Annotated in this window: 15 protein-coding genes and 1 tRNA gene; 11 read left to right on the top strand and 5 right to left on the bottom strand. The window is 29.2% G+C overall.

The window, feature by feature from the left end; translation table 11 throughout:
* Window positions 1-245 precede the first annotated feature (245 nt).
* Window positions 246-2,825 (bottom strand): DNA polymerase I, encoded by a 2,580-nt coding sequence (polA, locus tag EDL80_RS00265; protein ID WP_158406224.1) that lies wholly within the window; start codon window positions 2,823-2,825, stop codon window positions 246-248.
* Window positions 2,826-3,945: 1,120 nt separating this feature from the next.
* Between polA and EDL80_RS00270 the strand changes: the two genes are divergently transcribed.
* From EDL80_RS00270 to recF, 3 genes are all read left to right on the top strand, one after another.
* Window positions 3,946-4,302 (top strand): hypothetical protein, encoded by a 357-nt coding sequence (locus EDL80_RS00270; RefSeq protein WP_158406225.1) that lies wholly within the window; start codon window positions 3,946-3,948, stop codon window positions 4,300-4,302.
* A 356-nt stretch (window positions 4,303-4,658) separates the two neighbouring features.
* On the top strand, window positions 4,659-5,576 hold the full coding sequence (gene argF / locus EDL80_RS00275; RefSeq protein WP_158406226.1) for an ornithine carbamoyltransferase: 918 nt from the start codon (window positions 4,659-4,661) through the stop codon (window positions 5,574-5,576).
* 904 nt (window positions 5,577-6,480) lie between these two features.
* Window positions 6,481-7,599 (top strand): DNA replication/repair protein RecF, encoded by a 1,119-nt coding sequence (gene recF, locus EDL80_RS00280; RefSeq protein ID WP_158406227.1) that lies wholly within the window; start codon window positions 6,481-6,483, stop codon window positions 7,597-7,599.
* A 459-nt stretch (window positions 7,600-8,058) separates the two neighbouring features.
* On the opposite strand, the gene EDL80_RS00285 is transcribed toward recF, so the two are convergent.
* Together EDL80_RS00285 and def are read right to left on the bottom strand one after the other, a co-directional pair.
* Window positions 8,059-8,841 carry a uracil-DNA glycosylase family protein gene (locus EDL80_RS00285; RefSeq protein ID WP_158406228.1) on the bottom strand — a complete coding sequence of 261 codons (783 nt, stop codon included), beginning with the start codon at window positions 8,839-8,841 and terminating at the stop codon, window positions 8,059-8,061.
* 19 nt (window positions 8,842-8,860) lie between these two features.
* A complete protein-coding gene (gene def / locus EDL80_RS00290; RefSeq protein ID WP_158406229.1) occupies window positions 8,861-9,406 on the bottom strand; it encodes a peptide deformylase in 546 nt (181 codons plus the stop codon).
* A gap of 164 nt (window positions 9,407-9,570) precedes the next feature.
* On the opposite strand from def, the gene EDL80_RS00295 reads away from it, so the two are divergent.
* The 5 genes from EDL80_RS00295 (at window position 9,571) to EDL80_RS00315 (ending at window position 16,782) form a co-directional block, all read left to right on the top strand.
* Window positions 9,571-10,218, top strand: coding sequence for a lysophospholipid acyltransferase family protein (locus EDL80_RS00295; RefSeq protein WP_230957608.1), 648 nt, complete (start codon window positions 9,571-9,573; stop codon window positions 10,216-10,218).
* Between the two features lie 649 nt (window positions 10,219-10,867).
* Window positions 10,868-11,515 carry a ribulose-phosphate 3-epimerase gene (gene rpe / locus EDL80_RS00300; RefSeq protein ID WP_158406230.1) on the top strand — a complete coding sequence of 216 codons (648 nt, stop codon included), beginning with the start codon at window positions 10,868-10,870 and terminating at the stop codon, window positions 11,513-11,515.
* A 1,398-nt stretch (window positions 11,516-12,913) separates the two neighbouring features.
* Window positions 12,914-13,711: an MlaE family ABC transporter permease gene (locus tag EDL80_RS00305; RefSeq protein ID WP_158406231.1), complete on the top strand. Its 798-nt coding sequence runs from the start codon at window positions 12,914-12,916 to the stop codon at window positions 13,709-13,711.
* 9 nt (window positions 13,712-13,720) lie between these two features.
* Window positions 13,721-14,440 carry an ABC transporter ATP-binding protein gene (locus EDL80_RS00310; RefSeq protein ID WP_158406232.1) on the top strand — a complete coding sequence of 240 codons (720 nt, stop codon included), beginning with the start codon at window positions 13,721-13,723 and terminating at the stop codon, window positions 14,438-14,440.
* A 506-nt stretch (window positions 14,441-14,946) separates the two neighbouring features.
* The gene (locus EDL80_RS00315; RefSeq protein WP_230957210.1) at window positions 14,947-16,782 is read left to right on the top strand and encodes an ankyrin repeat domain-containing protein; all 1,836 of its coding nucleotides are present in this window, start codon (window positions 14,947-14,949) and stop codon (window positions 16,780-16,782) included.
* 559 nt (window positions 16,783-17,341) lie between these two features.
* Here EDL80_RS00315 and EDL80_RS00320 read toward each other — a convergent pair.
* Complete coding sequence (locus tag EDL80_RS00320) at window positions 17,342-18,319, bottom strand: polyprenyl synthetase family protein (protein WP_158406234.1); 978 nt, start codon at window positions 18,317-18,319, stop codon at window positions 17,342-17,344.
* Between the two features lie 2,260 nt (window positions 18,320-20,579).
* Complete coding sequence (gene glnA / locus EDL80_RS00325) at window positions 20,580-21,992, bottom strand: type I glutamate--ammonia ligase (protein ID WP_158406235.1); 1,413 nt, start codon at window positions 21,990-21,992, stop codon at window positions 20,580-20,582.
* Between the two features lie 277 nt (window positions 21,993-22,269).
* Between glnA and EDL80_RS00330 the strand changes: the two genes are divergently transcribed.
* The 3 genes from EDL80_RS00330 to hemA all read left to right on the top strand — a co-directional run bounded on the left by EDL80_RS00330 (window position 22,270) and on the right by hemA (window position 24,861).
* Window positions 22,270-22,342: transfer RNA gene (locus EDL80_RS00330), tRNA-Lys, on the top strand.
* A 25-nt stretch (window positions 22,343-22,367) separates the two neighbouring features.
* Window positions 22,368-23,624: a tyrosine--tRNA ligase gene (tyrS, locus tag EDL80_RS00335; RefSeq protein ID WP_158406236.1), complete on the top strand. Its 1,257-nt coding sequence runs from the start codon at window positions 22,368-22,370 to the stop codon at window positions 23,622-23,624.
* A gap of 40 nt (window positions 23,625-23,664) precedes the next feature.
* Window positions 23,665-24,861: a 5-aminolevulinate synthase gene (gene hemA / locus EDL80_RS00340; RefSeq protein WP_158406237.1), complete on the top strand. Its 1,197-nt coding sequence runs from the start codon at window positions 23,665-23,667 to the stop codon at window positions 24,859-24,861.
* The last annotated feature ends 616 nt before the right edge of the window (window positions 24,862-25,477 follow it).

The raw sequence follows: 25,477 nt of genomic DNA on the forward strand, positions 1-25,477 counted from the left end.
CTGTAATTGATAATACATATAAAACCCTGTGATTTTTCTTACTGATGTTAAGTATTATAGTTGGTAATGTAGCAACATAATAGTGGTTTCATATTTGAATTCTGAGAATTAATAAATGGGATCTACTACTCTGTAAATGCTTATGCAGCAATGCTATATGGTAAATAATAATAAATAACAATGAACCACAGGTAAATTATGTCAGTAAGTTATAACATCTTATAAGAAGTCAAAACATGTATTAGTTAGTTGTATGGAACTAGATTACCCCAATTATCACCTATAGATGTGTCTACTTTTAATGGTACTGATAACCTAGTAATACCTTCCATAGCTTCCTTAATTAATTTTATTGTATCATCAACATGATCTTCTGGTACTTCAAATAATAACTCATCATGTACTTGCAGTATCATAGATCCGCTTTTTAATATGTCAAATAGATGTATCATTGACATTTTTATTATGTCTGCAGATGTTCCTTGTAGTGGTGCATTAACTGCTGCTCTTTCAGAAAAATTTCTTAATGTGTGGTTATTACTATTAATGTCTTTAATAAAACACTTTCTACCAAATATAGTCCTTGTGTATCCATGGGTTCTTGCATAGACTTTTATGTCTTCTATATAGGATTTTATCTCTGGATAAGACTTGAAATAATTATCAATATGTTTACCTGCTTCTAACCTTGTGATACCGAGTTGTTTAGCTAATCCAAATGCACTAATACCATAAATTATTCCAAAATTTATTGATTTTGCTTTTCTACGTAATTTATTATCTATGTCTTGTGTATTGAATATCTGTTGTGCTGTAATTGAATGTATGTCTTGATCTAAAGAAAAAGCATTTTTAAATGCTTGTACATTAGCAATGTGTGCCATTATACGTAATTCTATTTGTGAGTAATCAGCGGCAATTAACTTATATCCTTTTTTTGCTATGAATGCGCTTCTTATAGCATTTCCTTCTTCACTTCTGATAGGAATATTCTGTAAGTTAGGATTACTTGAACTTAACCTACCAGTTGCAGTGGATGTCATAGAATAAAATGTATGTACTCTTCCAGTGTTATGATCTATTTGTTTTGCTAAAGTGTCAGTGTAAGTGTTTTTCAGTTTTGTAAAGTGACGCCATTTTAATATTTCATCAGCTATTTCAATTCCGTTCAATGCAAGTTCATGTAATACTTCTGCATCTGTACTGTAAGTACCTGAACTTAGTTTCTTACCTTTTTTTATGCCCATTTTGTCAAACAATATAGTACCTAGTTGTTTTGAAGAAGCGATGTTGAATTCTTCTCCTGATAATTTATATATTTTTTGTTCTAACGTGCTAATCTTGTGTGAAAAAATGGATGATAATTTGTTTAATATACTACAGTCTACCATTATTCCTATTTTTTCCATGTTATATAAAACATTGATTAGTGGTTTTTCTAGTCTGTAGTAAGTAGTGCATAATTGGTTTGTAAGTAGGTTTTTTTTGAGTGCTGTGTGTAATGATAATAGGGTAGATGCCGTGATGTTTTCATCAGTAATGTCGTGTTGCATATTTCTGCTGATGATATTTTTTAATGTATGATCATGCAATCCTGCATCTAGGCTGTATGACATTATTAATATGTCATCAAAAGCTGTAATATTGGTGTTTTCTTGAATGATTGTTAATAAAGTTTTTACATCGTATATTACTTTCAATATGTAATCTAAGCTAAGAAGTGGTTTAATCAATTGTAAAGCGTGTGTTATATGTTCTGTATTTATACAGAGTAATATGCTTTCTCTGTAGGATAAAGATATACTGTCAATTACATTGTCAATTGAGTTAATATGTAATGCTATTATTCCTTCATCTTTTGCATTTTCAATGAACATTTCAAGTGTCTCAATAGAATATGGTATTGCTTGAATTTTAATAATCTCTTTATTGTTGTCTTGTTTTTGGTGTGTAATAGAAGTGTCTATTTTAAAAATCTTACCAACTTTATTGACTAAGGATTGAAGTTCATATTTTTCTAGAAATTTTACTAACTTTTGTGTATCAGGAACACGAGATAAATATTTTTCTATATTGTCATCTAAGTTTACTGTGTCACATAATGTTAAAAGTTGGCGGGATAATATTGCCTGATCATGATATTGGATTATTGATTCGCGACATTTATTTTTTTCAATAGCGTGTGATTGTGATAGTAAATTATCTAATGATCCAAATTGATTAAGCAATTTTGCGGCAGTTTTAATACCTATACCAGGTACACCTGGAATATTATCTGATGCATCGCCAGTCAGAGACAGGAAGTCTAGCAATTTACTTGATGATATACCAAACTTATCTTGTACGTCCTCTTCTACAATATATTTATTTTTTACGGGATCGAAAATATGAATATTATGTTCTAAAAGTTGTAATAGATCTTTATCTGATGTGACAACTGTAACTTTTATATAATCAAACTTACTGTAATTTTTACTCAAAGTTGCTATTACGTCATCAGCCTCATATCCCACAACTTCTTCATATGCTATGTTAAGTGCATTAACAGCTTCTCTAAGTAGTGGAAACTGAGATATCAAATCATCAGGGAGCTTAATTCGATTGCTTTTGTATTCTGAATATATGTTATGTCGGAAATTTTTGCTACCCGTATCAAACACAACAACTAGATAATCCGTAGTATGGGTTTCTATATATTTCAATAACATATTAATAAAACCATATACCCCACCAATGGGTGTACCATAAGATGTGGTAAGATGAGGTAGGGCATAATATGCCCGGAAAAGTAGACCATAGGCATCTATAATTGTAAAAGTACTCATTGATTTAATAATGCAATAAATGAATTTTTATCCTAGCCAATTGTACACTTTTACCTCTCATTAGTATACTGTATATGTAAAAAACTACGAAGTGTGTATAGTAACTTCTATGGGGTTAATCTGAAAGAATATGTTACGCTGTAATGTATTTGTATTATTAATGTACTACATATATGCAGATTTTTAAGTATTTACAAAATAACTTCTTCATGGTTACTTTGATGTGCTATCGTTAGTTAGCCAATGACACTACGTAGAATATTATAGTAGGTAATATAACGCTTGTGCATTTATTATACGAATAATCTAAAAATATTTAGGAAGTGGCTTATAAGAATTTAATGGAGGCAATTTTGTTAAGTAGTAATCTACAAAAGTACTATGTGAAGTTATTTGTTTTTCAGAAATTTGTAATGTATGACATTTATTAATAATGTGTATTTTTATAGTTAATAAATATATGTAGTTTATCTTTAGATACTAAATGTGTTTATAAAATTATGATCATATGAAATTTCTGTATATCAACATATATAATATATGAAGGACATTTTGATTTGGTAGAAATTTGTATGTTTTATGCTGTAATTGGGTAGTATATTATGTTTATCAATAGTGGTGCTGAACATGATAATCTTTTCTGTTTTATCATAAACCTATAGTGTATTGTACTTATTAATAAAGTGTATTTTTGTAGTTGAAGCGTATTTATAGACTTCTTTTGATCTTGAGGTAGTAAATGTGTTGATAGAATTGGTGATTGTATGGAATTGCAATGTATCAACATAATACATCTAAAGAATATTTTGGTTAAATAGATTTTTTTGGTATATATCATACCCTGAATCGCAGGATATATTGAGAAGAAGTAAAAAATTAATGTGGTACATTGTATCTTAAAATAAATATACTAGTGATACTAAGATGATAGTTCCTTAATTTTATAGATTTGTATTGTTAAATAAGAATATTTCTATTTTAATAAAGTTAAACTATTGTGTATTAGGAACAATGTATAGTAATAGTATGAAGAATATGGTTTTTTTTGAACGCTTAAGTTATCTTTTCGTTAATAAAATAACATTAATATTTTTAAAGATACACTTATAGGTATACCAATATGGAAAATGTAAACAAAGCTTCATCAAGTGATGAGATATTAAAAAATGATAAAATTAAAAAAAGTGTAACTAGAAAAAGGAATACCTATAATACAACTACCCAACGTACAACTAAAGCTAATAAATCTATTACAGCTAATAAGTTACAAAACATACAGGATATACAAGATACGCGGAATAAGCAGGATATGCAAGATAGCAATGTACAAGATAACATTGAATCAATTAATCTTAAGAGCACAGATTCTAACAATGAAATAGTATATAATACACAGCTCAAAGATGAAACATCTCAGACAAAACAACATGGATTCTTTAAAGACTTATGGTATTCTCTCAGAGAATATTTTTCATAATAATACTTGTGATAATAAACAACTTATAGAAGTTTTTATCTGTATGTGGTTTGTAAATATTTTGATAAACCAATTAATTTATGTAAGACGATAATACCATAGTAACTTTTCAGGTGTTAGTATGTTTATCTGTATATAAATTGCAGATTTTCTACTGTTGACATCAGGTGTATTTTATGTTCAAATGAACAATCATGATTGTCTGTTTTACATAATAAAGTATTAATCAGTGAGCATATCAAAGGATAAAAAGAGTAAGAACTACATACTATTAATTATGTTAATAGCTTTGGTAGTGATTTTGTTTTTTACATCAATGATACGAGTAAAGTTCTAGGGTAGGTTAATAGGATCTCATGGATACGCAATACAAGAGAGTTAATTCTTTTATTGATTTGAACTTATATACGTATGCAGAATTGAGGTTAATTTTAAACTGTGGTGCTGTAATCAAAAAAGATCCAAGTCAGTATTATCAGCATATGCGGAATAAAAATGTAGCGTTAATATTTATGCAGCCTTCTACTCGTACAAGAGTATCATTTGAAGTAGGGGTAAATCAATTAGGTGGAAGCGCTATCATATTGGATTGGAAAAACTCCCAGCTCACAAGAGGTGAATCCATTTACGATACAGCTAAAGTGCTTTCTAGGTATGTCAACCTAATTGTAATTAGAATACTAGAACATGATTCTTTACTTGAATTTGATGCACATAGTACTGTTCCAGTGATTAATAGTTTAACTCAATATAGTCATCCCTGTCAGGTATTGGCTGATATTATGACTTATGAGGAAAAAATGGGACCAATAGAAGGAGCTACTGTTAGTTGGATCGGTGATTTTAATAACATGTTAGTGTCATGGGTGCATGCTGCAACAGTGTTGAACTTCAAGTTAAATGTATCAACTTTAGAACATTCAAAAGAGCTTGAGTTATTACTTAACTCTGCTAAAAAACAAGGGGCAAATATAGTATATGATAGAAACCCTCATAACATTATTCAAAATGCAAATGTGATTACAACAGATGCATGGCTTTCTATGGGTGATAACAATAACATAAAGTCTGAATTTTTTAATTATCAAGTTAATGCTGCACTTCTTAAGGATGCAAGACCTGATTATATGTTTTTGCATTGTTTGCCAGCACATAGAGGAGAAGAGGTAACCTCTGAGATAATAGATGGACCAAATTCTTATATATTTGATGAGGCAGAAAATAGGTTGCATATTCAAAAAGCAATTATGTTATGGTGCTTGAATTTATTGTAAAGATGCAATATTAATAAAATTTTTTTAGTTGCGAACTCACTATTGCAGTCTTCTTAAAAAAAATAGCTTAAGTCTGTTTTATTTTCTGTAAATAACAGATTCTATAGTTTATACAATATATTTATACCAAGGTTATTTACAAATTCATAGGGTTAATGACTCATTGTATTTTTGTAAGTTGGGAATATACTACGTATATAATTGCTGATGCTGTTCTTTTGTAACAGAGTATGTTTCCTTACATATTAATTATGTTTAGATGTGATGTAGTATATGAGTGGTTTACTCACAACTATGGATGCCAAAAGTTGTTATTTTTTAAAAATGTAGGTGTTGTTTGTATACTTATAATTGGTTAGATATTAATCGGATTGCTTATATAAAAAAGGGATACGTGTTAGTTATGTATTATGAACAGCATGAGCATTACTGTATAAGAACGTATTGTAAGCTGGTGGTAATGGCTAAAAATTTCATAATATTCTCTATTGCATTATTATGTACTGGAAAATAGTATAAGCACTATTGTCTGATTATAATTAATATGTATAAGATTAGTGGACTTTTATGTTTATATAGTGTTTAGTATTTGAAGAAAGTTTATTATATTTGAAATCAAGTATACATTTTGCTGTTGTATTATATGATGATATAAAAGTAGATTTGTTAGTTTATAGTTATTTGTATTAATTTATTATTTTAAGTAACTGTTGTAATATTATTAGAATGTAAGGCTGGTAACTTTCGAAAATGTTTTATTCTTTTGTTTATTGTAGGGTAATTAAGCTCACTAGCATAGAACTATATTAAATGTTGAGTTAACATTAAAAGTAAGGGTACTTCTTGCAGAACAAAATAATATAAGTATACAATCTAATATTGAATAAAAAAGAGCTGTTGTTAGATGTTATGCGCATATAGGTCTTGTATCAAAAACTTACGTTTATTAGATTTCCGTAACTACTTAAGTGTTGAGCTAGATACTTCTAACAAATCAGTTGTATTACTTGGGAAAAATGGAGCAGGAAAAACTAATATTCTGGAAGCTATTTCTTTGTTGTCGAAAGGTACAGGTATTAGAGGAGTGAATACAGAATCTATGCAAAACAGCTCATCAAGTTCACCGTGGAGCATTTCATATCAGATACATAGTCAAAATAGTGTTTATCCAATTGTTATTGCAAAAAATAACGCTAAGCGATCTATATTAATTAGTAATAAAAACCATAGCTATATTACTTTACATAAAATTATTAGTATCATATGGTTAATTCCACAATTGGATCATATTTTTTTAAAATCGCAAAGTGAACGACTTAAATTTTTTGATAGGATTGTGCATATTTTTGACACAAATTATGCATCATGTATTATCAAGTATAATAAAGCAAAGCAAGATCGAAGTAGGCTATTACGTAATAATTTAGTAGATAATTTTTGGTTGTCTAGTCTCGAAAACGTTATGGCAGAAAATGGGATAAAGATTGCACAGATACGTTTTAGTGTTTTGCAGATATTACGAAATGTCTTATCTGAAAATAGTTCATCAAATTCTTTTTTTAAAGCAGTAATAGAAATTCAAAGTCAGGTATCTGATTTATTGAATGATAAGGATGCCATTGAAAATTATAAGAAATATTTACACAAAAATAGACTTAAAGATTCATCAACTAACCTAGTGAATTTTGGTGTTCACAATGATAATGTACAGATATTTCATTTAGAGAAAAATCTGATAGCTAGTAGTTGTTCGACAGGCGAGCAAAAAATTTTATTATTGTCGTTGATATTATCATCTGTTTTGGCTAAACAAAACATGGGAGAGTATCCTATAGTTTTATTGGATGATATAATGTCTCATTTAGATGTGTATTATCAGGAAAAGTTGTTAGAAACTATTGTAGATGTAAAATGTCAAGTATGGATTACAGATATTGATTTAAAACAGCAAAACTTTACAAAGTATAAAGAGCACTTTAAGTTTTTCCATGTTGTAGATAACACAATTAATGTATTGTCTTAAGATATTTATATGAATGTTATATAATGAACCAGTGCTATGTTTTTATTATACTTTATTATATATTTTCCTGAATGTATCACAGAGTACTAAACTAGTGATGTTGTATGAGTGTTAATTAATGTTCAAGGTAGTCTTGTATGTATGTGCTAAGTATAATGAATAAGTTTTATTTATATGTAATTTTGCGCATTACCCTGCTAGTGAATACTTCATTGATAGGGTTATCATAAGTTTGTAGGTATGATAAAGTATACCAATGGTTTTAGTAGTATCTAATAGGTATAATCCTACAATTGATTTAAAATGTTCTGAACTTGTTTTTGTGCTATTCTTTATTGCATGTATGTTTTATTATAATCAGCTGGTATAGGTACGAGAATGTGATGTGTTAAAAGTTTACAGGTGAAGATAGCTGACTTGATGGAGGTTTCGCATATTTAAGCTATAGTTGTAGAAAAATTATAAAGTGTTAAAGTGATCTCTAATCTGCTTTAGATCTTCCCATGCGATGCGCTTTTGCATAGGTTGTCGTAATAAGTATGAAGGGTGAAATATAATACCTGTAGTAATGCTATGCTGTAAAAATCTATTATTGTAAGAATGGAACCTTCCTCTGAGTCTAGATATAGGATTTTTAGAATCAAGTACAGAATAACATGCGGTACTTCCAACCAATACTAACATTTTAGGCATAATTAAAGCAATATGTTTTTCTACAAAAGGCCTACATACTGCTATTTCAAAATCAGTAGGTCTACGATTTCCAGGAGGCCTCCAAAACACGCTATTACTAATATAAACAGTTCTTCTGTTAAAACCTATTGCTTCTAACATTTTGTTTAGCAGCATGCCACTAGTACCACAAAATGGTATACCATGTATATCTTCATTTGCTCCTGGGGCTTCACCTATTAGCATCATTTTTGCATTAGGGTTCCCATCAGCAAATACAGTGTTGGTTGCTAAATTTTTAATATCACATCCATCAAAATATTCTATGGCACTTCTTAGTTCTTCTAAGGTATTACACTGCTCGGCAATGCTTTGAGCCTTTAACAAATAGTAAGTTTCTACATCTTCTTTTATACTATTTATTTCCATACTGTATCCTATATCATTATTATCATCATTTAAGTGTAAATCCTGATCTGGTATACTCATCTGATTTTCAGTTTCTAGTATAGAACTTACTCCATTTTCATAAAAGAACTTTAATATCTCGAGTAAACCTGAATCTGACACATCTACCGCTGTTATTTAATTAATCATGGACTGTCCTTTTCCTGATTCTTTCTACTATGAGATCACGCTTAAACTTGGATAGATACTTTAGAAATATTATGCCGTTTAAGTGGTCAAGCTCATGTTCAAGACATCTGGCAAGCCAGCCTTGTGCTTTTATTATACACTTATTTCCATTGTAGTCCAGATACTGCATTGTGATGTATCTTGGACGCATTACATACTCAGTACAACCAGGTACAGATAAGCATCCTTCTTTCATTTTTACTTTTTCTTGAGACATATCTACAATCTTTGGATTAATCATACAATATGGTCCACCATATGATTTATAACCGTCAATTTTAAGTGTTTCATGATCTTTGTGATCTATTGGTACATCTGCAATGAAGATGCGTTTATGGATTCCGACTTGTACAGCAGCTAACCCTATTCCGTTATTAGTATGCATAATTTCAAACATATCATCAATTAACTTTTTGATATCTTGAGTGACTTCAGTCACTTCTTCGGAACACAGTGATAATCTATGGTCAGGAACAGTGACAAGTGATAGAGTAGGCATTCAATCCCCCGAAATTAAAAATATTTATTATTTTATAATATTAACATAGTATATAAGATATGTATTAATATATGACGATTATAGCAATGTTATTTTATATACTATTAGGACTTTTCGCAATATTATATACAGTGGTAGTAGTTCCGTTTTGTTTGATATTACCGATGTCATCAAGAATAAAATATTCAGTGTATGGGATTAAAGTTGTACTGTTTATTGAAAGAATTATAGATGGAATAGATTATGAGGTGCGTGGCTTCGAACATTTACCTAAAGATTGTCCATACATTGTTGCATCTGAACATCAGTCTCCTTTAGAAACTTTAGTGCTCTTTACTATATTTAAAAATCCTGTCTATATTCTTAAGAAAGAATTGATGTGGTTACCGATTTTTGGTATCTATTTTATGTTACTCAAAATGATATTTATTAATCGTAGTAATAAAATTCAAGCTTTAAAACATATATTAACTTCAACAGCATCACATGTTAAAAAAGGAAGAACCGTAATTATTTTCCCTCAAGGATCAAGGGTGATGCCTGGTACAAAAGTGTCTATAAAGCCAGGTATTACAGCTATATATAGCAAGCTTTCAGTATCAGTTGTTCCAGTAGCAGTTAATACAGGTTTGTTTTGGCCGGCAAGTATTTTTTCTTTAAAAAAAACCCGTGGTAAGGCTATTATACAAATATTACCGCCCATTTACCCTGGGTTAACTAAACAAGAGTTTGCAAGTGAGTTAGAATCGAGGATGTCGGCTGCAAGTGAGGCTCTAATGAAAGAAGCACGCAAATATACTGAGACTAAATAAAATATATGCTATAATCAGGGTATAAAATGAAATAAAACAGGAGTATGTTCCTACTGCATAGGATATACGGTATAAACTCATAATTGTTTGTTGAAGGTGTGTTATTATTAATTGTATCAGAGTGATAGACTTATGTTTGCGTGAGGTGAGCTATAATGTCATGTTAAAAATTTTATTGGTATCCTGTTGTACTAAATAGAAAATAGGTTTCTTGTTAATAGCATACGATGTCATACATTATGAAAAATTTACTTTTGGTAATACCTATTAATATAGAAACTTGTTTTATATCAAGTGAATAGGATAGCATTTATATGTTATTAGTTGTGTAATTGCTGTTCTGCTTAATTAGTTCTTGTTTTCAATTCAGTATGATTATACGAAAGAAATTTTTCTGTTTATATGTAAAACATTGTACTTGGTACAGTGACACAATTTTATATGTTGTTGTGAGTATTTATTATGTTGATATTTGGTAATAAATTGTCAATTATATTAAATTTATTACTTACTAATGATAGTAATCTGCCAGGTTATACGTTTGTATGATAAGATAATATTCATTTTTCTTCTGCACTTGAAAAGCATAAGAATATTTAATAGAATTTATTATCAGTGTACTAAGTTAACAAATAATTCTAGGTAAAAAGTGGTAGAAATATCTGGTTCTATCTTGTCAGCGGATTTTGCCAATTTAGGTAGGTCAGTGGAAATGCTTACAGTAGCAAATGTTGATTATGTTCATATAGATGTCATGGATGGTAATTTTGTTCCTAATATAACTATAGGTCCAGTTGTGATATCTGCGATTAAACAATATACAAAAATACCGTTTGATGTACATTTAATGATTAATACTCCGGGTGATTATATTGAAGATTTTGTTAATGCTGGGGCAGATATGATTACTGTTCATGCAGAATCTGAAATACATTTGGATCGTGTAGTTAAGAAAATTAAAGCTTGTGGTAAAAATGCAGGAGTATCACTTGTTCCAACATCGCACCATAATATTTTAGAGTATATTATATGTGATCTTGATCTTGTGTTGGTAATGACAGTAAATCCTGGTTTTGGAGGTCAGCAGTTTATTGAATCGCAACTGAATAAAATTTCATGTATTCACGATATGATCCAAAAATATTCCTTAAATACTAAAATAGCAGTTGATGGTGGTGTAAATATTGACAATGCTAAAAGTATAATTGAAGCAGGAGCTGATATTTTGGTTATTGGATCTGCTCTTTTTAAGGCAAAAAATATGTCGGAATATGTCAAGCAATTAAAATCCTTATAACCTCTAGGTATATAATTTTAAATACTGTATGGTGCAATAAATTTATAATCTGGAATTCAATATATGTAGCATCGGATATTAACTTTCTTCTATGTATAAGATAAGGTTTTTTTATATCTAGCATAAGTTTGCGAAATATTTCTTGATTTATTATTTTGTAGGGTTAATTGTAGCTTTTTGAAAAATATAAATTAACTACAAATGTTTAATTGTATTAAAGTATTGAAAGATTATAATATCATTCTTTCTGATGCGTAAGAATTCATCTATTATTTTAGGAAGTATTTTTATTATTATGAAACAATTTAATAGATAGTAGTAAGGACAGGGAGATGCGTTTTTTAGTGAATAAAATAACTAATTTGATAGGTGTTAATGTAATAGTTGGTAGCTAGGAATATGGATAATAATTATGTGTTTTTTAGTATTATCCATTTTTGATAAGTTGATATAGTAATTTCAGATTGTTGAATCTTATATTTTAGTGTGTAAACAAATAAAATTGTTATTGATAGTAAGAATACTATCATATCAGTTATGGTTTATTTGTGTTAGTAGTAGTTTTTTTTGAAAATATGAAATAAATCTGTAGTTACTTTGTTGCGTGATAATTATTAAACAATTATTTATAATCTTGTTTTTTATTTACTTGTGAAAAACCTGTTAAGCTACTTTTTTTGTGATTCAAGTAAATTTTAGCAAGAGTATATAAGAAAAATGAGTAATTGTTATAAAACACTCTCAATATTTGCATCATATTTTGTGGCATGAAGAATGTAAGATAATTTTGTATTGATGCAGAATATGTTAAGTGATATCTATCTAATATTTTTAAGATATTGGTTAAGTTTTATATTATAGCTACTAGTTTATGTACTTTATTTAAAGCATGCTGATATTAATCTGATTATAGTTAATATGAGATATTTTATGAAATATTAAATTTTTTGTATTAATATGTGACTATGATATATATTATAAAATTATAGAATATTTTTCGAAGTTTTATAAACAAGCTTGGATTTTTCATTAAAAATTATGTGAACTAATGAGACTATAGTTCAAAGTATAAAAGTATTATGTTCAATATGGAATTATAGTTGTTAAAAAGTACGGTATGTTATAGTATTATTGAAGTTTTAAAATGTAATGTTAGCTTTTATCAAATATTAAAAATTTTAAGATTTATGTGTGGTAGAATTTTATATTGGTGGTGTTTTTAGGCTAAGAACATTATTATTTTGCCGAATGAATATTTTGACAGATTAACTTTATTAATTATAAATTAATAGAATTGGAAACTATGTTTAACTTTATTAATTCGATATTCAAGCTGATTGTGTATAATTAATAGAAAGATTTGTTTGTTATTAATAATTGAAAGAAATTTGGTATAGTATGTGGTGTCTACCTTTGTATAATAGGTTATTTTGGTTATTTGCAAGTATTGGTAGATATGCAATTAACCTGGTTTTTAACATTGGAGATGCTTTTATATTTTTTATAAAGTTTATTTATCATTGTTTTTGTCCTCCTTATTATTATGGTGTTATATGGAAACAGTTTGTAGAGATATTTTTCTTTTCTTTACCTATTGTTGGTATAACTGCTGTATTCACTGGCGCAGTTTTAATTTTACAAAATGCTTTGGTAATTAATACTAATGTTTCCAATGATTTTATTGCTGGTGTTGTAGTAGTTGCTATTGTTAGAGAATTGGTACCAGTGTTGGTTGGTCTTATTATTGCAGGAAGAGTAGGTGCATCTATAGCTGCTGAAATAGGTACTATGCGTATTACTGAACAAATTGATGCTTTATTTACGTTGAATACTAATCCTTTTAAATATTTGATAGTGCCTCGTATTATCTCAGCGATGATTGGTATGCCTCTTTTAATTTTATGTGCGGATTTAATTGGTTCTTATGGTGGGTATGTAGTTGGTTCATTCAAGTTGGGATGTACTCCTGAAATGTATATTAAAGGAATAATTAGATTTCTACATGTTAGAGATGTTGAATTGGGGTTGATTAAAGCTACTGTGTTTGGTTTTATCATATCTTTTGTAGGTTGCTATAATGGTTATTATTGTAATGGTGGAGCCCGAGGTGTAGGAATAGCAACAACTTATGTTGTTGTGATATCTTCTATGCTTATTATTTTCCTAAATTATATTATTACTGTATTTTATTCTTAATGTTAATTTATGTATTGTATTTCTTTATCTGATCTGCATATAGCCTTTCATGGTCATGAAGTTTTGAAAGGGATAGATCTTGATATTGCTTATGGAGAGTCGTTAGTTATTCTTGGTGAGTCAGGTAGTGGTAAATCTGTATTAACAAAAACGATTTTGGGTTTAATAGATCCCATATCTGGAAAAGTTATGGTTGATGGTATTGATGTTAAACATAATAAGAGTTTGAGTAAAAATTTTGGAGTATTGTTTCAAAATTGTGCATTATTTGATAGTTTAACAGTTTATGAAAATATTACCTTTAATTTTCATTATAGATTTAATTGTAATAAAAGTTTAGCAAGAGAGATTGCTGCTTCTGGATTGAGTTTAGTTGGGTTAAGTAACGATGTGCTAGATAGATATCCTATTGAGCTGTCTGGGGGTATGAAGAAGAGAATAGCATTGGCTCGTGCTATTGTGAGTGAGCCCAAAATTATCATACTAGATGAACCGACTTCAGGATTAGATCCAATTATGTCAGATGTTGTTAATAACATAATTGTTAAATGTCATGAAAAATTAAAATTAACAGTAATTACGATTACTCATGATATCAGTAGTGCATTTAAAATTGCTAGTAAAATAGCTGTATTATGTGATGGAAAAATTATTGCTTGTCAATCTGTACAAGATATTAAGAATACAGATAATCAGTATGTTAGAAACTTTATACGTCGTGATTATTGAATGAACCTGTATTTTAATGGTGATTAGATTTAGTTTTATAAATTTGTATCTTGAAGACAAACGTGTAATATATGGTAACAAATACGTTGTCTGATCTCTAAGTAACCTATACTGTTATAATAGCAAGTACAAGTATAAGTGCAAGTGAAAAATTATTTTGAATAAAATTAGTAAAAGTATTAATATATAAGTAATACATAATAAGTTTAATATAGTATATTTTATATAAAGTTCTTTAATTATACAGTAATTTACGACTTTTTAGTAGAATTTTTATCTAAGGATGTAATACTTTTTGTAGTGGATAAAGTGGGGAGGATTATAGTTATATACTCAATTTTTAGTAGTGAATTGAGGGGTATTCTAAGTTAGAAAAATTGTATTTATGAATTTATTTAAAGGAGGATGGGTATATGATATTTTGCAAATCAGTTATCTATACAATTCCTAGTTAAACAGTACTACAAGCTATGGTTAAGCTTCTATCTTAGGTATTAACAATGTTAATGGTGCGTAAATCTATTTTAATTAGGTACACAAGGCCTCTGTTATTTAGTAAGATAGTAATGTGTGACATATCATTTCTTGAGATTATACAATCTCTTGAGTGTAAAGACATACTATTGATGAAAGATACTCTAGGAACAATATATTATTACCTCATCATGTCGTTATATGATATGTCTGGGGTACGGAGTTCTGAATTTAAACATGCTATAAATCGACAGTTACGGCAATTATTGTTAGATGCAGTTCGATTACCTATTCAGGATCAAAGCCAAGATTTAGCGTCTCAAAGTATTGAAATGAAAGAGATTTTGAGTAGCTTAAAGTCTGCATGTAGAAGTGTTTATGTTAAGCTGTGCAAAACTGTATTGGATGTTATACCTGGTGATGATGTTTCTAAAGAAGCGGTTAATAACGGTGAATTACAAGAAGGTCAATTACAAGACAAGACCGAAATGTTTTTAGCTGTAATAAACGCTGTGAGAATGTTGTTCAATAAGATTAATACTGCTGTTAAAAATCAGGAAATCTCTCCTGAAGTAGTATCTGAATTTCTATCGTATTCTGATAAACCATGTAATCCTTTAATTCCTAATGCTATAAGTGCTTTAGGCCATTTATATTTTTTAATAGATAATCCAGCACTTCGGGATCTATCATATTTATTGGTCAAAACATTTTTAGTAAACAGTGTACAATATACCCTTGATGATCAGGGTCGTACTGCATTACATTATGCTGTTAATATATCTAATCAAAGGGATCAGGATAAATTTTTATCTGATGTTATAGAAAGCATTGTATTTCAATGTCCTGATATAGTTCATAAGCTAGATAAGTCAGGCAACAACGTCATGCATTATGTAACGTCTGCTCCATATATGAATGTGAAAATTGCAGAATATTTTTCTGAGCATTTTCCAGATATGAATAAGCAACAGAATATACATGGAGATACCCCATTACATATTATGGCTGCTGTTAATTTTGTTTTTTTTGCAAAGGTATTTTCGTTCTTTAGCCTAGCTCGTATGAGTAATATGAAAAAATTGAGAGATTGTCTAAATGGTATGAGTCTTTCTAACATGAGGGTAAATGTTGCATCTTTAAGAGAAAGAGGCACAGTATTATCTTTTCAAACTAATAACTATGTCTCTGAATGTGTTAAATATTGCCAGTATTTATTAACGAGACTACCTTTGTATTATATGTTAGAGGTGAAGAATAAGTTTGGTTTAACAATATACGATATATTGAAACATAGTGTTTTGCATATAAGTCGTGGAAGGCTTGATTTGTTGTTAAAAAATTTTGTTCGGGTAAGTGCAAAGTTACCTGTGTATGATGATAGAATTAATATGCAATATGAAAAGTGTGTAAGACTGTATTTTTCTGGTGGTCATAATAGAATTGTTACGAAAAAAACATTTGAAAGGTCATTCTATCTGTATACAAAGTATGCATATGAATTGCTTTCTAATGAATTTGACAAGGTATCTCATCATAAGATGGAGCATGAAGATCTTGTAGATACAGCAAGGCATAAAGCAATTCGTATTCAACTTATGAGTCTTGTCATTATAACATTTGTTATGTTGACAGGTTTAAGTGGTTTGGTTTCTTATATGTATAATAATACATATGAAAGTGTACTATGTGGCGTTGTTTCAATTAATATTTTCACAATGGTATGTATATTTTATGTTCTATACAGCAAGTATATAAGTCGTGATGATGCTAAGCTAGCAAAACAAGAGGTACAAGAGATTAAAGATATATGGTTATCGCATCTAGATGTTAAAGGGATAGCTATTGATCGTGAAAATACTAGATGAGTAAAAAAATAATTATGTACTTATTCTAGTTTTTTATATGTTGTATTATAAATTGTTACTTTATTAATCAGAATTTTAATGTTATCGATGGGTTTAATAGTTTGTTTGATTATGATAGCTGTGGTTTTGTATATTAATTTATATTGCTTATGTTTTATCTCCCTGTATTTACCAAGTATAATAGAAGTGATTCATTTTCTAACATATTATATCTGTTGTTTGTGTAAATCTGGGTAAAACGAGAAGTAGTATTTATCTTATTACTTTCGTATTATACATTTTCTAAACTATTTCGTTAGAATTGTTTGTATTAGTTTGGTGTTGTTACATAGTGTTTTAGGTATTTTTTTTAATTAGTCCAGTATATTAATTTATATGTGATGTAATGAAACATTATGTGTATCTAATCTATGTTGTGTTTAATATTTCTTTATACATGAATCAGGGTAGTGTACTAAACCTGACATTGTATATATAGTTAGCTATGGCAGATTTAGTATATATGTAATAATTTGAGTTTTTTATACTAGATTGATATTCATATTAAATAATTATTTGTTTAGAAATTTCTATGTAACATGGAATTGAGTAATTTATCTAGTATTTGTTTATAGTCTGAATCTGTAAAAATATTTAAACTAGATTTTGCCTTGTCTATGTATATTGATGCTACCTTTAGTGCTTGTTCAATTGCAGTATGAGATTTTATGTAAAACATTGCCTTATTGATATCTGGGTTTACAGATAATTGATTCCAAAATTTCTTCTCTTGTTGATCTGCATTTTGATATGCAATAATGATTGGTAAAGTAATTTTACCTGTTAGTAAGTCATTTCCTAGTTTTTTGCCAAACTGTGTTTCTGATGCAGTATAATCTAAAATGTCATCTAGCATTTGAAATGCTATGCCTAAATTATAACCAAATCTTTTTAGTGCATTTATTTGTTCGTTATTTACTTCAGCTAAATTTGCAGCAGATTCACATGTTGCTTCAAAAAGAGATGCTGTTTTTGCGGAAATAATTTCTATATATTTTTCTTGTGATATGTTGATGTTATAACTGGAGACCATTTGTTGTACTTCCCCTATTATAATTGTATTAGATGTTTTAGATAATATAGATAGTATAGTAAGATTCTGACATTGTATAAGCCATTGAAAAGATATAGCAAGTAGAAAGTCTCCAACTAAGATGCTTGCTTTGTTCCCCCATATAAAATTCGATGTTTTTTCTCCTCTTCGTAACTCACTTTCATCTATTACGTCATCATGCAGTAGTGTTGCATTATGTATAAATTCAATAGCTGCTGCAATATACACTTTATCATGTTTTTTATAATTTAACATTTTACAGATGATAAAGAAAATTATAGGGCGTATTCTTTTCCCTCCAGATTTAATTAGGTGTTGTATAATTTCTGTAATTAATACAATGTTTTTATTGTCTTGATATAAAATTAGATGTTCCATGTCGTCTAGATCTTGTTGTATGAGAGATTTTAATTCTGTAAGTGTTGTGTAAAAGTCGTGTGTCATGTTAGGATCCTGTTATTATTCGATTATTTTCATATGTAGTATCAATGTGATATTCTTACGAATCAAGTCTTTCGCAATTTTTGTTATTTATTCATATTAAGTTATAAGTATAAAATCTTTCAAAGTGTAGAGAATTGTTGCATTCTTGTGGGAAATATATCAGGTATTTTAGTGTATTAATTATCAGTTAAAAAGTCGTACTTATTGTGTATATAGTGAAAAGTATTTTTCTGTATGAAGTATCTTTTTAGTACTTTTACAATAGTATTGTTGTGGAAATGTAAGTGTTTTATTGCAATATTGATAGCTAAGTGAAAGAATGTTGAAAATGTTATCGGTATGTACAAAGTGTTATTATGCTCTTGCACATTATATATTATTGTAACAATCTAGCACTTTTTCGAGGGAATGTTAGTTAGTAGATAGTAAGAAGAATAATAAGGTTGAGTAAGTTTACCTAGTATTAGTCAACTATATGCTATTTAACACTTAAGTTTTCTTGTGTGTAAACATTACAGCAAATATTGTCAATAAGACTTGATACAGTATTAAAACTTATTTGATTTATTAATAGCTAAATGTCGAAAAAAGTACAGTACACGTCTATGATAAACTACATTTTGACTTAAGACCTTGTATAAACTTTAAAACACTTGTTTAATTTAGTGATCCAATGTAACTTATATGACCTTGTTTGGAGCTTTTGATAGACAAATGATCACATACAAAATAATAATTTTTTGATCTTGTAGTTATTATAAACTATCTAAGAAACTATATACGTTTGTCAATTTTTATATATAGACAATCTTACATATGTTTGTGTGCTTATTGTATTTGGAAGTATAGATTATATTACTTAGACTGTATATGTGTTAAGCATTGGAGGAATTAATATTTTATTCCTGTAATTTAAGTATGTACTATTGATATTATGCATAAATTCACAAGTATGTGTTTTAAAGGTGTTTGAATAAGAACTGAGTTGTCTAATGTTATGTTGATCAATTTTCAGTCCTATGTAGTCAATGATCTTATATAATGTGTTGTGCACCTCGGGAGAAACTAGAATTTTATCTCTAGGATATGCATAGTGGTGATGTGTATATGCATTAATAATATTTGATTGGTTTATATGCATGTGTTTATAGCATGTTTAAGAGAGGGTTGAATCGATCTATGTTAATCAATTTTTATGTGTTATGTGGTTAATAGCCTTCTATGTATGTTGTTCACTTTGGGAAAAACTAGAATTTTATCTCTGAGATATGCATAGTAGTGATGTGTATGTGCTATTAATAATATTTGATTGGTTTATATGCATGTGTTTATAGCATGTTTAAGAAAGGGATGAGTCAATCTATGTTAATCAATTTTTATGTGTTACGTAGTTAATAACCTTGTATATATGTTTTGAACTTTGGGAGAAACTAGAATTTTATCTCTAAGATATGCATAGTGGTGATGTGCATGTGCTATTAATAGTATTTGATTGGTTTATATGCATGTGTTTATAGCATGTTTAAGAGAGGGTTGAATCGATCTATGTTAATCAATTTTTATGTGTTACGTAGTTAATAACCTTCTATGTATGTTGTTCACTTTGGGAAAAACTAGAATTTTATCTCTGAGATGTGCATAGTAGTGATGTGTATGTGCTATTAATAGTATTTGTCAGTTTATAGAGTGTGGTTATAACATGTTTGAAAAAGAAGTAAATTGTTTGTGTTATATTGGTTAATTTGTAGGTGCTATATAGTCGATAATCTTATGTATGTGTTATGTTTGGAAAGATTGGTATTTTGGTTTATATTGGAAAATGTGAATAATAGTGATGTGTATTCTATAAGTTTATATAAATGTATTTATGACATATTGAAAAAAAGCTTGATAATTGTTGTATTTTTTAAGTTCTATGTAGTCAATAGTCTTACATGTGTTTGTGTATTCCCTATTAAAATATATATTACAATATTACTTCGGCTGTTTTAATTGTGATCCTTTGTAGGTTTTATTTAAAGAAAGCTTTAGGATGTACTTCAGTTTTACTTTATATGTGGTTTTAGCTTTGTATAATCATCATGTTAATGTGTTATTTAAATATTCTCTCTAACTTACTATTGCAGCATTATTTAACATTCATGAAAAATATTAATCATGATAAAGGTTGCAACTACATGCGGACTTATCATATACGAATGGAATAACATGCTAACAATAGCTAGCATAAGAACAATATGATAAACCAATGAGTATTGTCTTAAGAGCTATAATAGTTTACGAACTCAATAGGATGTGGATGTATATGTAAATCTCGTACTTCTGATAATTTTAATTGAATATATGCATCAATTTGATCGTTTGTGAATACATCTCCTTCCAGTAAAAATTCCCTATTGTTGTCTAGGGCGTCTAAGGACTCTTCTAGAGAGTTTGCAACAGAAGTAAAATTTTGCAGTTCTTTTTTATCTAGTATGTATAGATTTTTGTCTACTGTAGGTCCTGGGTGGATTTTATTTCTTATTCCATATAACCCTGCCATTAGTTGTGCAGAAAAACACAAATATGGATTTGCAAGTGGATCTGGGAACCGTACTTCTATTCTTTTAGCATTGAGATCAGTATTTGGTACGTATGGAATACGAATAGCTGATGACCTGTTTTCATGAGAGTAAATTAACCAGGTTGGTGCTTCAAAGTTGGGAACTAATCTCTTATAACTGTTTGTCGATGGGTTTGCGAATGCATTTATAGCCTTCCCATACTTTATAATTCCACCTATATAATACAAGCATATTTCTGACATTGTTCCATCTGAATTAACAAAAATGTTAATATTGTCTTTCCATAGTGATTGATGACAGTGCATCCCGCTACCATTATCTCCTATTATAGGTTTTGGCATAAAAGTTGCAGTCTTGCCATAAGACGATGCTACTCCATGTACTATATACTTACACTTTTGTACATTATCTGCACTATGTACCAGATCATCATATTGAAAGCCAACTTCACACTGCGAAGCTGCAACCTCGTGGTGATGTATTAAAGGTGTTATTCCTACTTCTTTCAGCATTGTTAATATTTCTGATCTCAGATCATGTAATGAATCAACAGGAGGGGTTGGCATATATCCGCCTTTAATTTTTGGACAGTGGCTATTATTAACGTGTTGTCCTTTTTGAATTTGAGAAATATGTTCTGAGGATTCTATTTTGAAGTAAGAATGATAGAGATCACTATAAAATTCTGCATGATCAAATACAAAAAACTCTATTTCTGGTCCAAAGTAACATTTATCAGCTATACCCGTAGATAACATATATTGTGATGCTTTGTGTGCTGTGTACCGTGGATCTTTAGGATACTTAGATTGATTATACGGATCTATCACATTACAAATCATAACTAGTGTCGGTTGTGCTGTAAATGGGTCCGTAAAAGCGGTACTGATGTCTGGTAAAAGTAACATGTCAGATTTTTCTACTGACTGCCATCCTGGGATTGATGAACTATCGAAATTAATACCGGAGGATAATACGTGAGAGTCTATTGTTTCTGCACTACGTGTTATGTGGTGCCACCTGCTAGTGGAGTCTGTGAACCTTAAATCAATGAAATTTATTGCGTTTTTTTTTATGTAGCTTAGAGTATCCTCCGTGGAAAGGAACATGATTGAATTACCAACTTTTAAAATACTTAGAATATCAATTTTCTTATTGTTTTGCAATATACAATTAATAATGATATTCTTAAAGTTAAATTAGCTGTTTTAAGAGTATTGTGTAGCGATATTTTGTATATAGTAATGTGTTTGTGACATAGAAAATTTTTGAGTAACTAGTACTAAAGTGATGTTATTTTAGTATTATAGAGTTAAGATAGTGTTATCAGAAAAATCTTTACTTAATTTTGGTAAAATGATAGAAAATAATTATGGTCTTTATTGAGATCCTGTAGCTCAGTCGGTAGAGCAACTGACTTTTAATCAGTAGGTCGCGCGTTCAACCCGCGCCAGGATCACTTTGTTCAACAATATGTTTTCAACATGAAGTTAAAATCTGAGTTTTTAGATTTATTGTATTCTCGTGGATACTTTAATCAATGTACTGATTTAGTAAGACTAGATCAGCTAATGAATAGTCGCTGTATACCTGTATATATAGGGTTTGATTGTACTGCTAAAAGTTTACATATTGGTAGTTTAATGCAGATTATGATTCTAAGGTATTTGCAAAAGTTTGGACATAAACCAATAGTGTTACTGGGGAATGGTACTACAAAAATAGGTGATCCTTCAGGTAAAGACAAATCTAGAGCTATGTTGTCTACAAGTGATATTGCAGAAAATATGTTAGGTATACGTAAGGTATTAGAGAAATTTATTGTTTTTGGTGAAGGAACTAGTGATGCATTACTAGTATACAATGCAGAATGGCTAGATAAATTAAATTATATAGACTTCCTTAGAGATATAGGTAAGCATTTTTCTGTGAATAATATGTTAACTTTTGATAGCGTAAGATTACGCTTAGAAAGAGAACAGAATCTTAGTTTCCTAGAATTTAATTATATGTTATTGCAAGCATATGATTTTGTTCAACTTAATCAACGTTATGGTTGTTTATTGCAAATAGGAGGATCTGATCAGTGGGGCAACATTATTAATGGTGTAGAACTAGGCAGGAAATTAAAATTGCCAGAGCTTTTTGGGTTGACTACTCACTTGTTACTTACAAATGCTGGTGAAAAAATGGGTAAAACTGCTAAAGGAGCAGTATGGCTTGATGCTGAAATGTATGATCCTACTGATTATTGGCAATATTTTCGTAATGTCAAAGATGAAGATGTTGTACGTTTTTTAAGGTTATTTACAGAGTTGCCAATTGCTGAAATAGAAAAATTGGAGATTTTAAAAGATCATGAGATTAATGAAGCAAAAAAGATCTTAGCTACTGAAGCTACTAAAATATGTCATGGGAAAGAAATAGCAGAGAATATTGCTTATGATGCACTTAAGGTGTTTGAGTGTAATGATCATTCTGGGTTACCAATATTTTATATAGGTAGATCTGAAATAGAGTCAGGGTTACTTCTAGTAAAATTACTACAAGTTTCTGGTCTGGAGGAAAGTAATAGTAGTGCTAGAAGATTGATTAGCAATAAGGGATGTAAAATAAATGATATAGTAATACTGGATATAAATTATAGGTTATCATTAAAGGATTTCTGTGATGTTCCTTATATTAAGCTCAGTTGCGGGAAAAAGCGTCATTTGAAGATAGTTGTGAAGAATAATCTTTAGTCAAATTTATATATTATATAAAGCATATGGTAAAAAAGTCATGATAGATTATGAAGGAATATTTTGTGATAAAATTAAGCATATAAAAGAGGAAGGTAGATATAGAGAATTTACAGGATTTTCGCGTGTTCCTGGTCAATTTCCCTATGCGATTGAATGTTCTATCAATGATAAAGTTACCTTGTGGTGTAGTAATGATTATTTGGGGATGGGACAAAATGAGCAAGTGATTCTTGCAATTAAAAATTTTAGTAGCAACATAGGAGCTGGTGGTACTCGAAATATTTCTGGTACTACAAGAGAGATTCTTGAACTTGAAGAATCATTGGCAGATTTACATAGAAAACCAGCTGCGTTAACCTTTGTATGTGGTTACGTTGCTAATCAGACTACAATTAGTACATTACTGACTATTGTACCTAATATTGTTGTATTTTCAGATGAGAAAAATCATTCTTCTATGATAGAAGGCATAAGAGGGAGTAAAAGAGAAAAGTATATATTTAGGCATAATGATGTAAATCATCTTGAAGATTTGTTAAAATCCGTAGATAGATCTTTACCTAAAATAATAATATTTGAATCTTTGTATTCTATGGATGGAAATATTGCTCCAATTGCGGAGATTTGTTATTTAGCGGATAAATATGGTGCTATGACTTATCTTGATGAAGTACATGCTGTTGGTATGTATGGAGATCGTGGTGGTGGTATATCAGAGCAGGAGAACTTATCTGATAAAATTACAATTATTCAAGGTACTCTTTCTAAAGCTTATGGAGTAATGGGTGGGTATATTGCCGGATCAAAGAGCTTAGTAGATGTTATTAGAAGTTTTGCTCCAGGTTTTATTTTTACTACAGCATTGTCACCTTTAATTGCTTCTTCTGCTAGAATAAGTGTTGAATATTTAAAGAAAAGTTCTTTAGAGAGAGAAAAGCAACGTGAAGTTGTGAATAAGGTCAAAGCATCTTTTACTAAGGCTGGAATTAACTTTGTAAGAACGGATACTCATATTATTCCTATCATTATAGGTGACTCTGTAATATGTAAGGATATTTCACGTATGTTACTAAGAGACTATAAAATATATATACAATCTATTAACTATCCTACTGTTCCAGTTGGGACTGAAAGATTAAGAATCACTCCTACTCCTTATCATACTGATGAAATGATAGAAATACTTACTAGAGCTTTGGTTGATATTTTAAAAAAGTTTAAGGTAATGGATTGACATTCACAATGTGGTACAAGATTTGTTTATTGATATTTTGTTGCATTAGTATTTGTTTATCTAATAGAAGCTTGTAACTATAACTTTGTAGTATGTTTGAATTTCAAATTATAAAATGAATTTAGATATTTATGCTATAAATATTAGATGTGCATTTTATAGTTGTTATATGTCATAATATGAAAAATATACTTATACATGATGAGTTCTTAGTATTATTAAATCTGTTTTTATGTTACAGATAATAGCTCTTTTTGTACGTTGTTGTAGCTATTAAATTAAACAATTGATAAATTTTATTTCTGTGTTTGTTGTATGTAAAAATGTTAAACATTAGTCAAATATTTCTATACTTTAAATAAGACTGTTGGATGTACTTTGTGTTATAAGTAGTCGTTCTTTTTCTGGATTTTGTGTATACATTGTTGTAGCTGTCAGGTTAAACAATTGATAAATTTTATTTCTGTGTTTGTTGTATGTAAAAATGTTAAACATTAGTCAAATATTTCTATACTTTAAATAAGATTGTTGGATGCATTTTGTGTATACATTGTTGTAGTTGTCAGGTTAAACAATTGATAAATTTTATTTGTTGTGTTTGTTGTATGTAAAAATG

Origin of the sequence: Ehrlichia ruminantium (assembly GCF_009728835.1) — a bacterium.
GTDB lineage: Bacteria > Pseudomonadota > Alphaproteobacteria > Rickettsiales > Anaplasmataceae > Ehrlichia > Ehrlichia ruminantium_B.

What these genes read in the sequence shown, in the direction of transcription:
- recF (WP_158406227.1), top strand. Translation starts at nt 6,481, where the DNA reads ATGTTATGCGCATATAGGTCTTGTATCAAAAACTTACGTTTATTAGAT.
- tyrS (WP_158406236.1), top strand. Translation starts at nt 22,368, where the DNA reads ATGAAGTTAAAATCTGAGTTTTTAGATTTATTGTATTCTCGTGGATAC.
- EDL80_RS00295 (WP_230957608.1), top strand. Translation starts at nt 9,571, where the DNA reads ATGTCATCAAGAATAAAATATTCAGTGTATGGGATTAAAGTTGTACTG.
- hemA (WP_158406237.1), top strand. Translation starts at nt 23,665, where the DNA reads ATGATAGATTATGAAGGAATATTTTGTGATAAAATTAAGCATATAAAA.
- EDL80_RS00320 (WP_158406234.1), bottom strand. Translation starts at nt 18,319, where the DNA reads ATGACACACGACTTTTACACAACACTTACAGAATTAAAATCTCTCATA.
- EDL80_RS00315 (WP_230957210.1), top strand. Translation starts at nt 14,947, where the DNA reads ATGGTGCGTAAATCTATTTTAATTAGGTACACAAGGCCTCTGTTATTT.
- def (WP_158406229.1), bottom strand. Translation starts at nt 9,406, where the DNA reads ATGCCTACTCTATCACTTGTCACTGTTCCTGACCATAGATTATCACTG.
- EDL80_RS00310 (WP_158406232.1), top strand. Translation starts at nt 13,721, where the DNA reads ATGTATTGTATTTCTTTATCTGATCTGCATATAGCCTTTCATGGTCAT.
- argF (WP_158406226.1), top strand. Translation starts at nt 4,659, where the DNA reads ATGGATACGCAATACAAGAGAGTTAATTCTTTTATTGATTTGAACTTA.
- glnA (WP_158406235.1), bottom strand. Translation starts at nt 21,992, where the DNA reads ATGTTCCTTTCCACGGAGGATACTCTAAGCTACATAAAAAAAAACGCA.
- polA (WP_158406224.1), bottom strand. Translation starts at nt 2,825, where the DNA reads ATGAGTACTTTTACAATTATAGATGCCTATGGTCTACTTTTCCGGGCA.
- EDL80_RS00270 (WP_158406225.1), top strand. Translation starts at nt 3,946, where the DNA reads ATGGAAAATGTAAACAAAGCTTCATCAAGTGATGAGATATTAAAAAAT.
- EDL80_RS00305 (WP_158406231.1), top strand. Translation starts at nt 12,914, where the DNA reads ATGTGGTGTCTACCTTTGTATAATAGGTTATTTTGGTTATTTGCAAGT.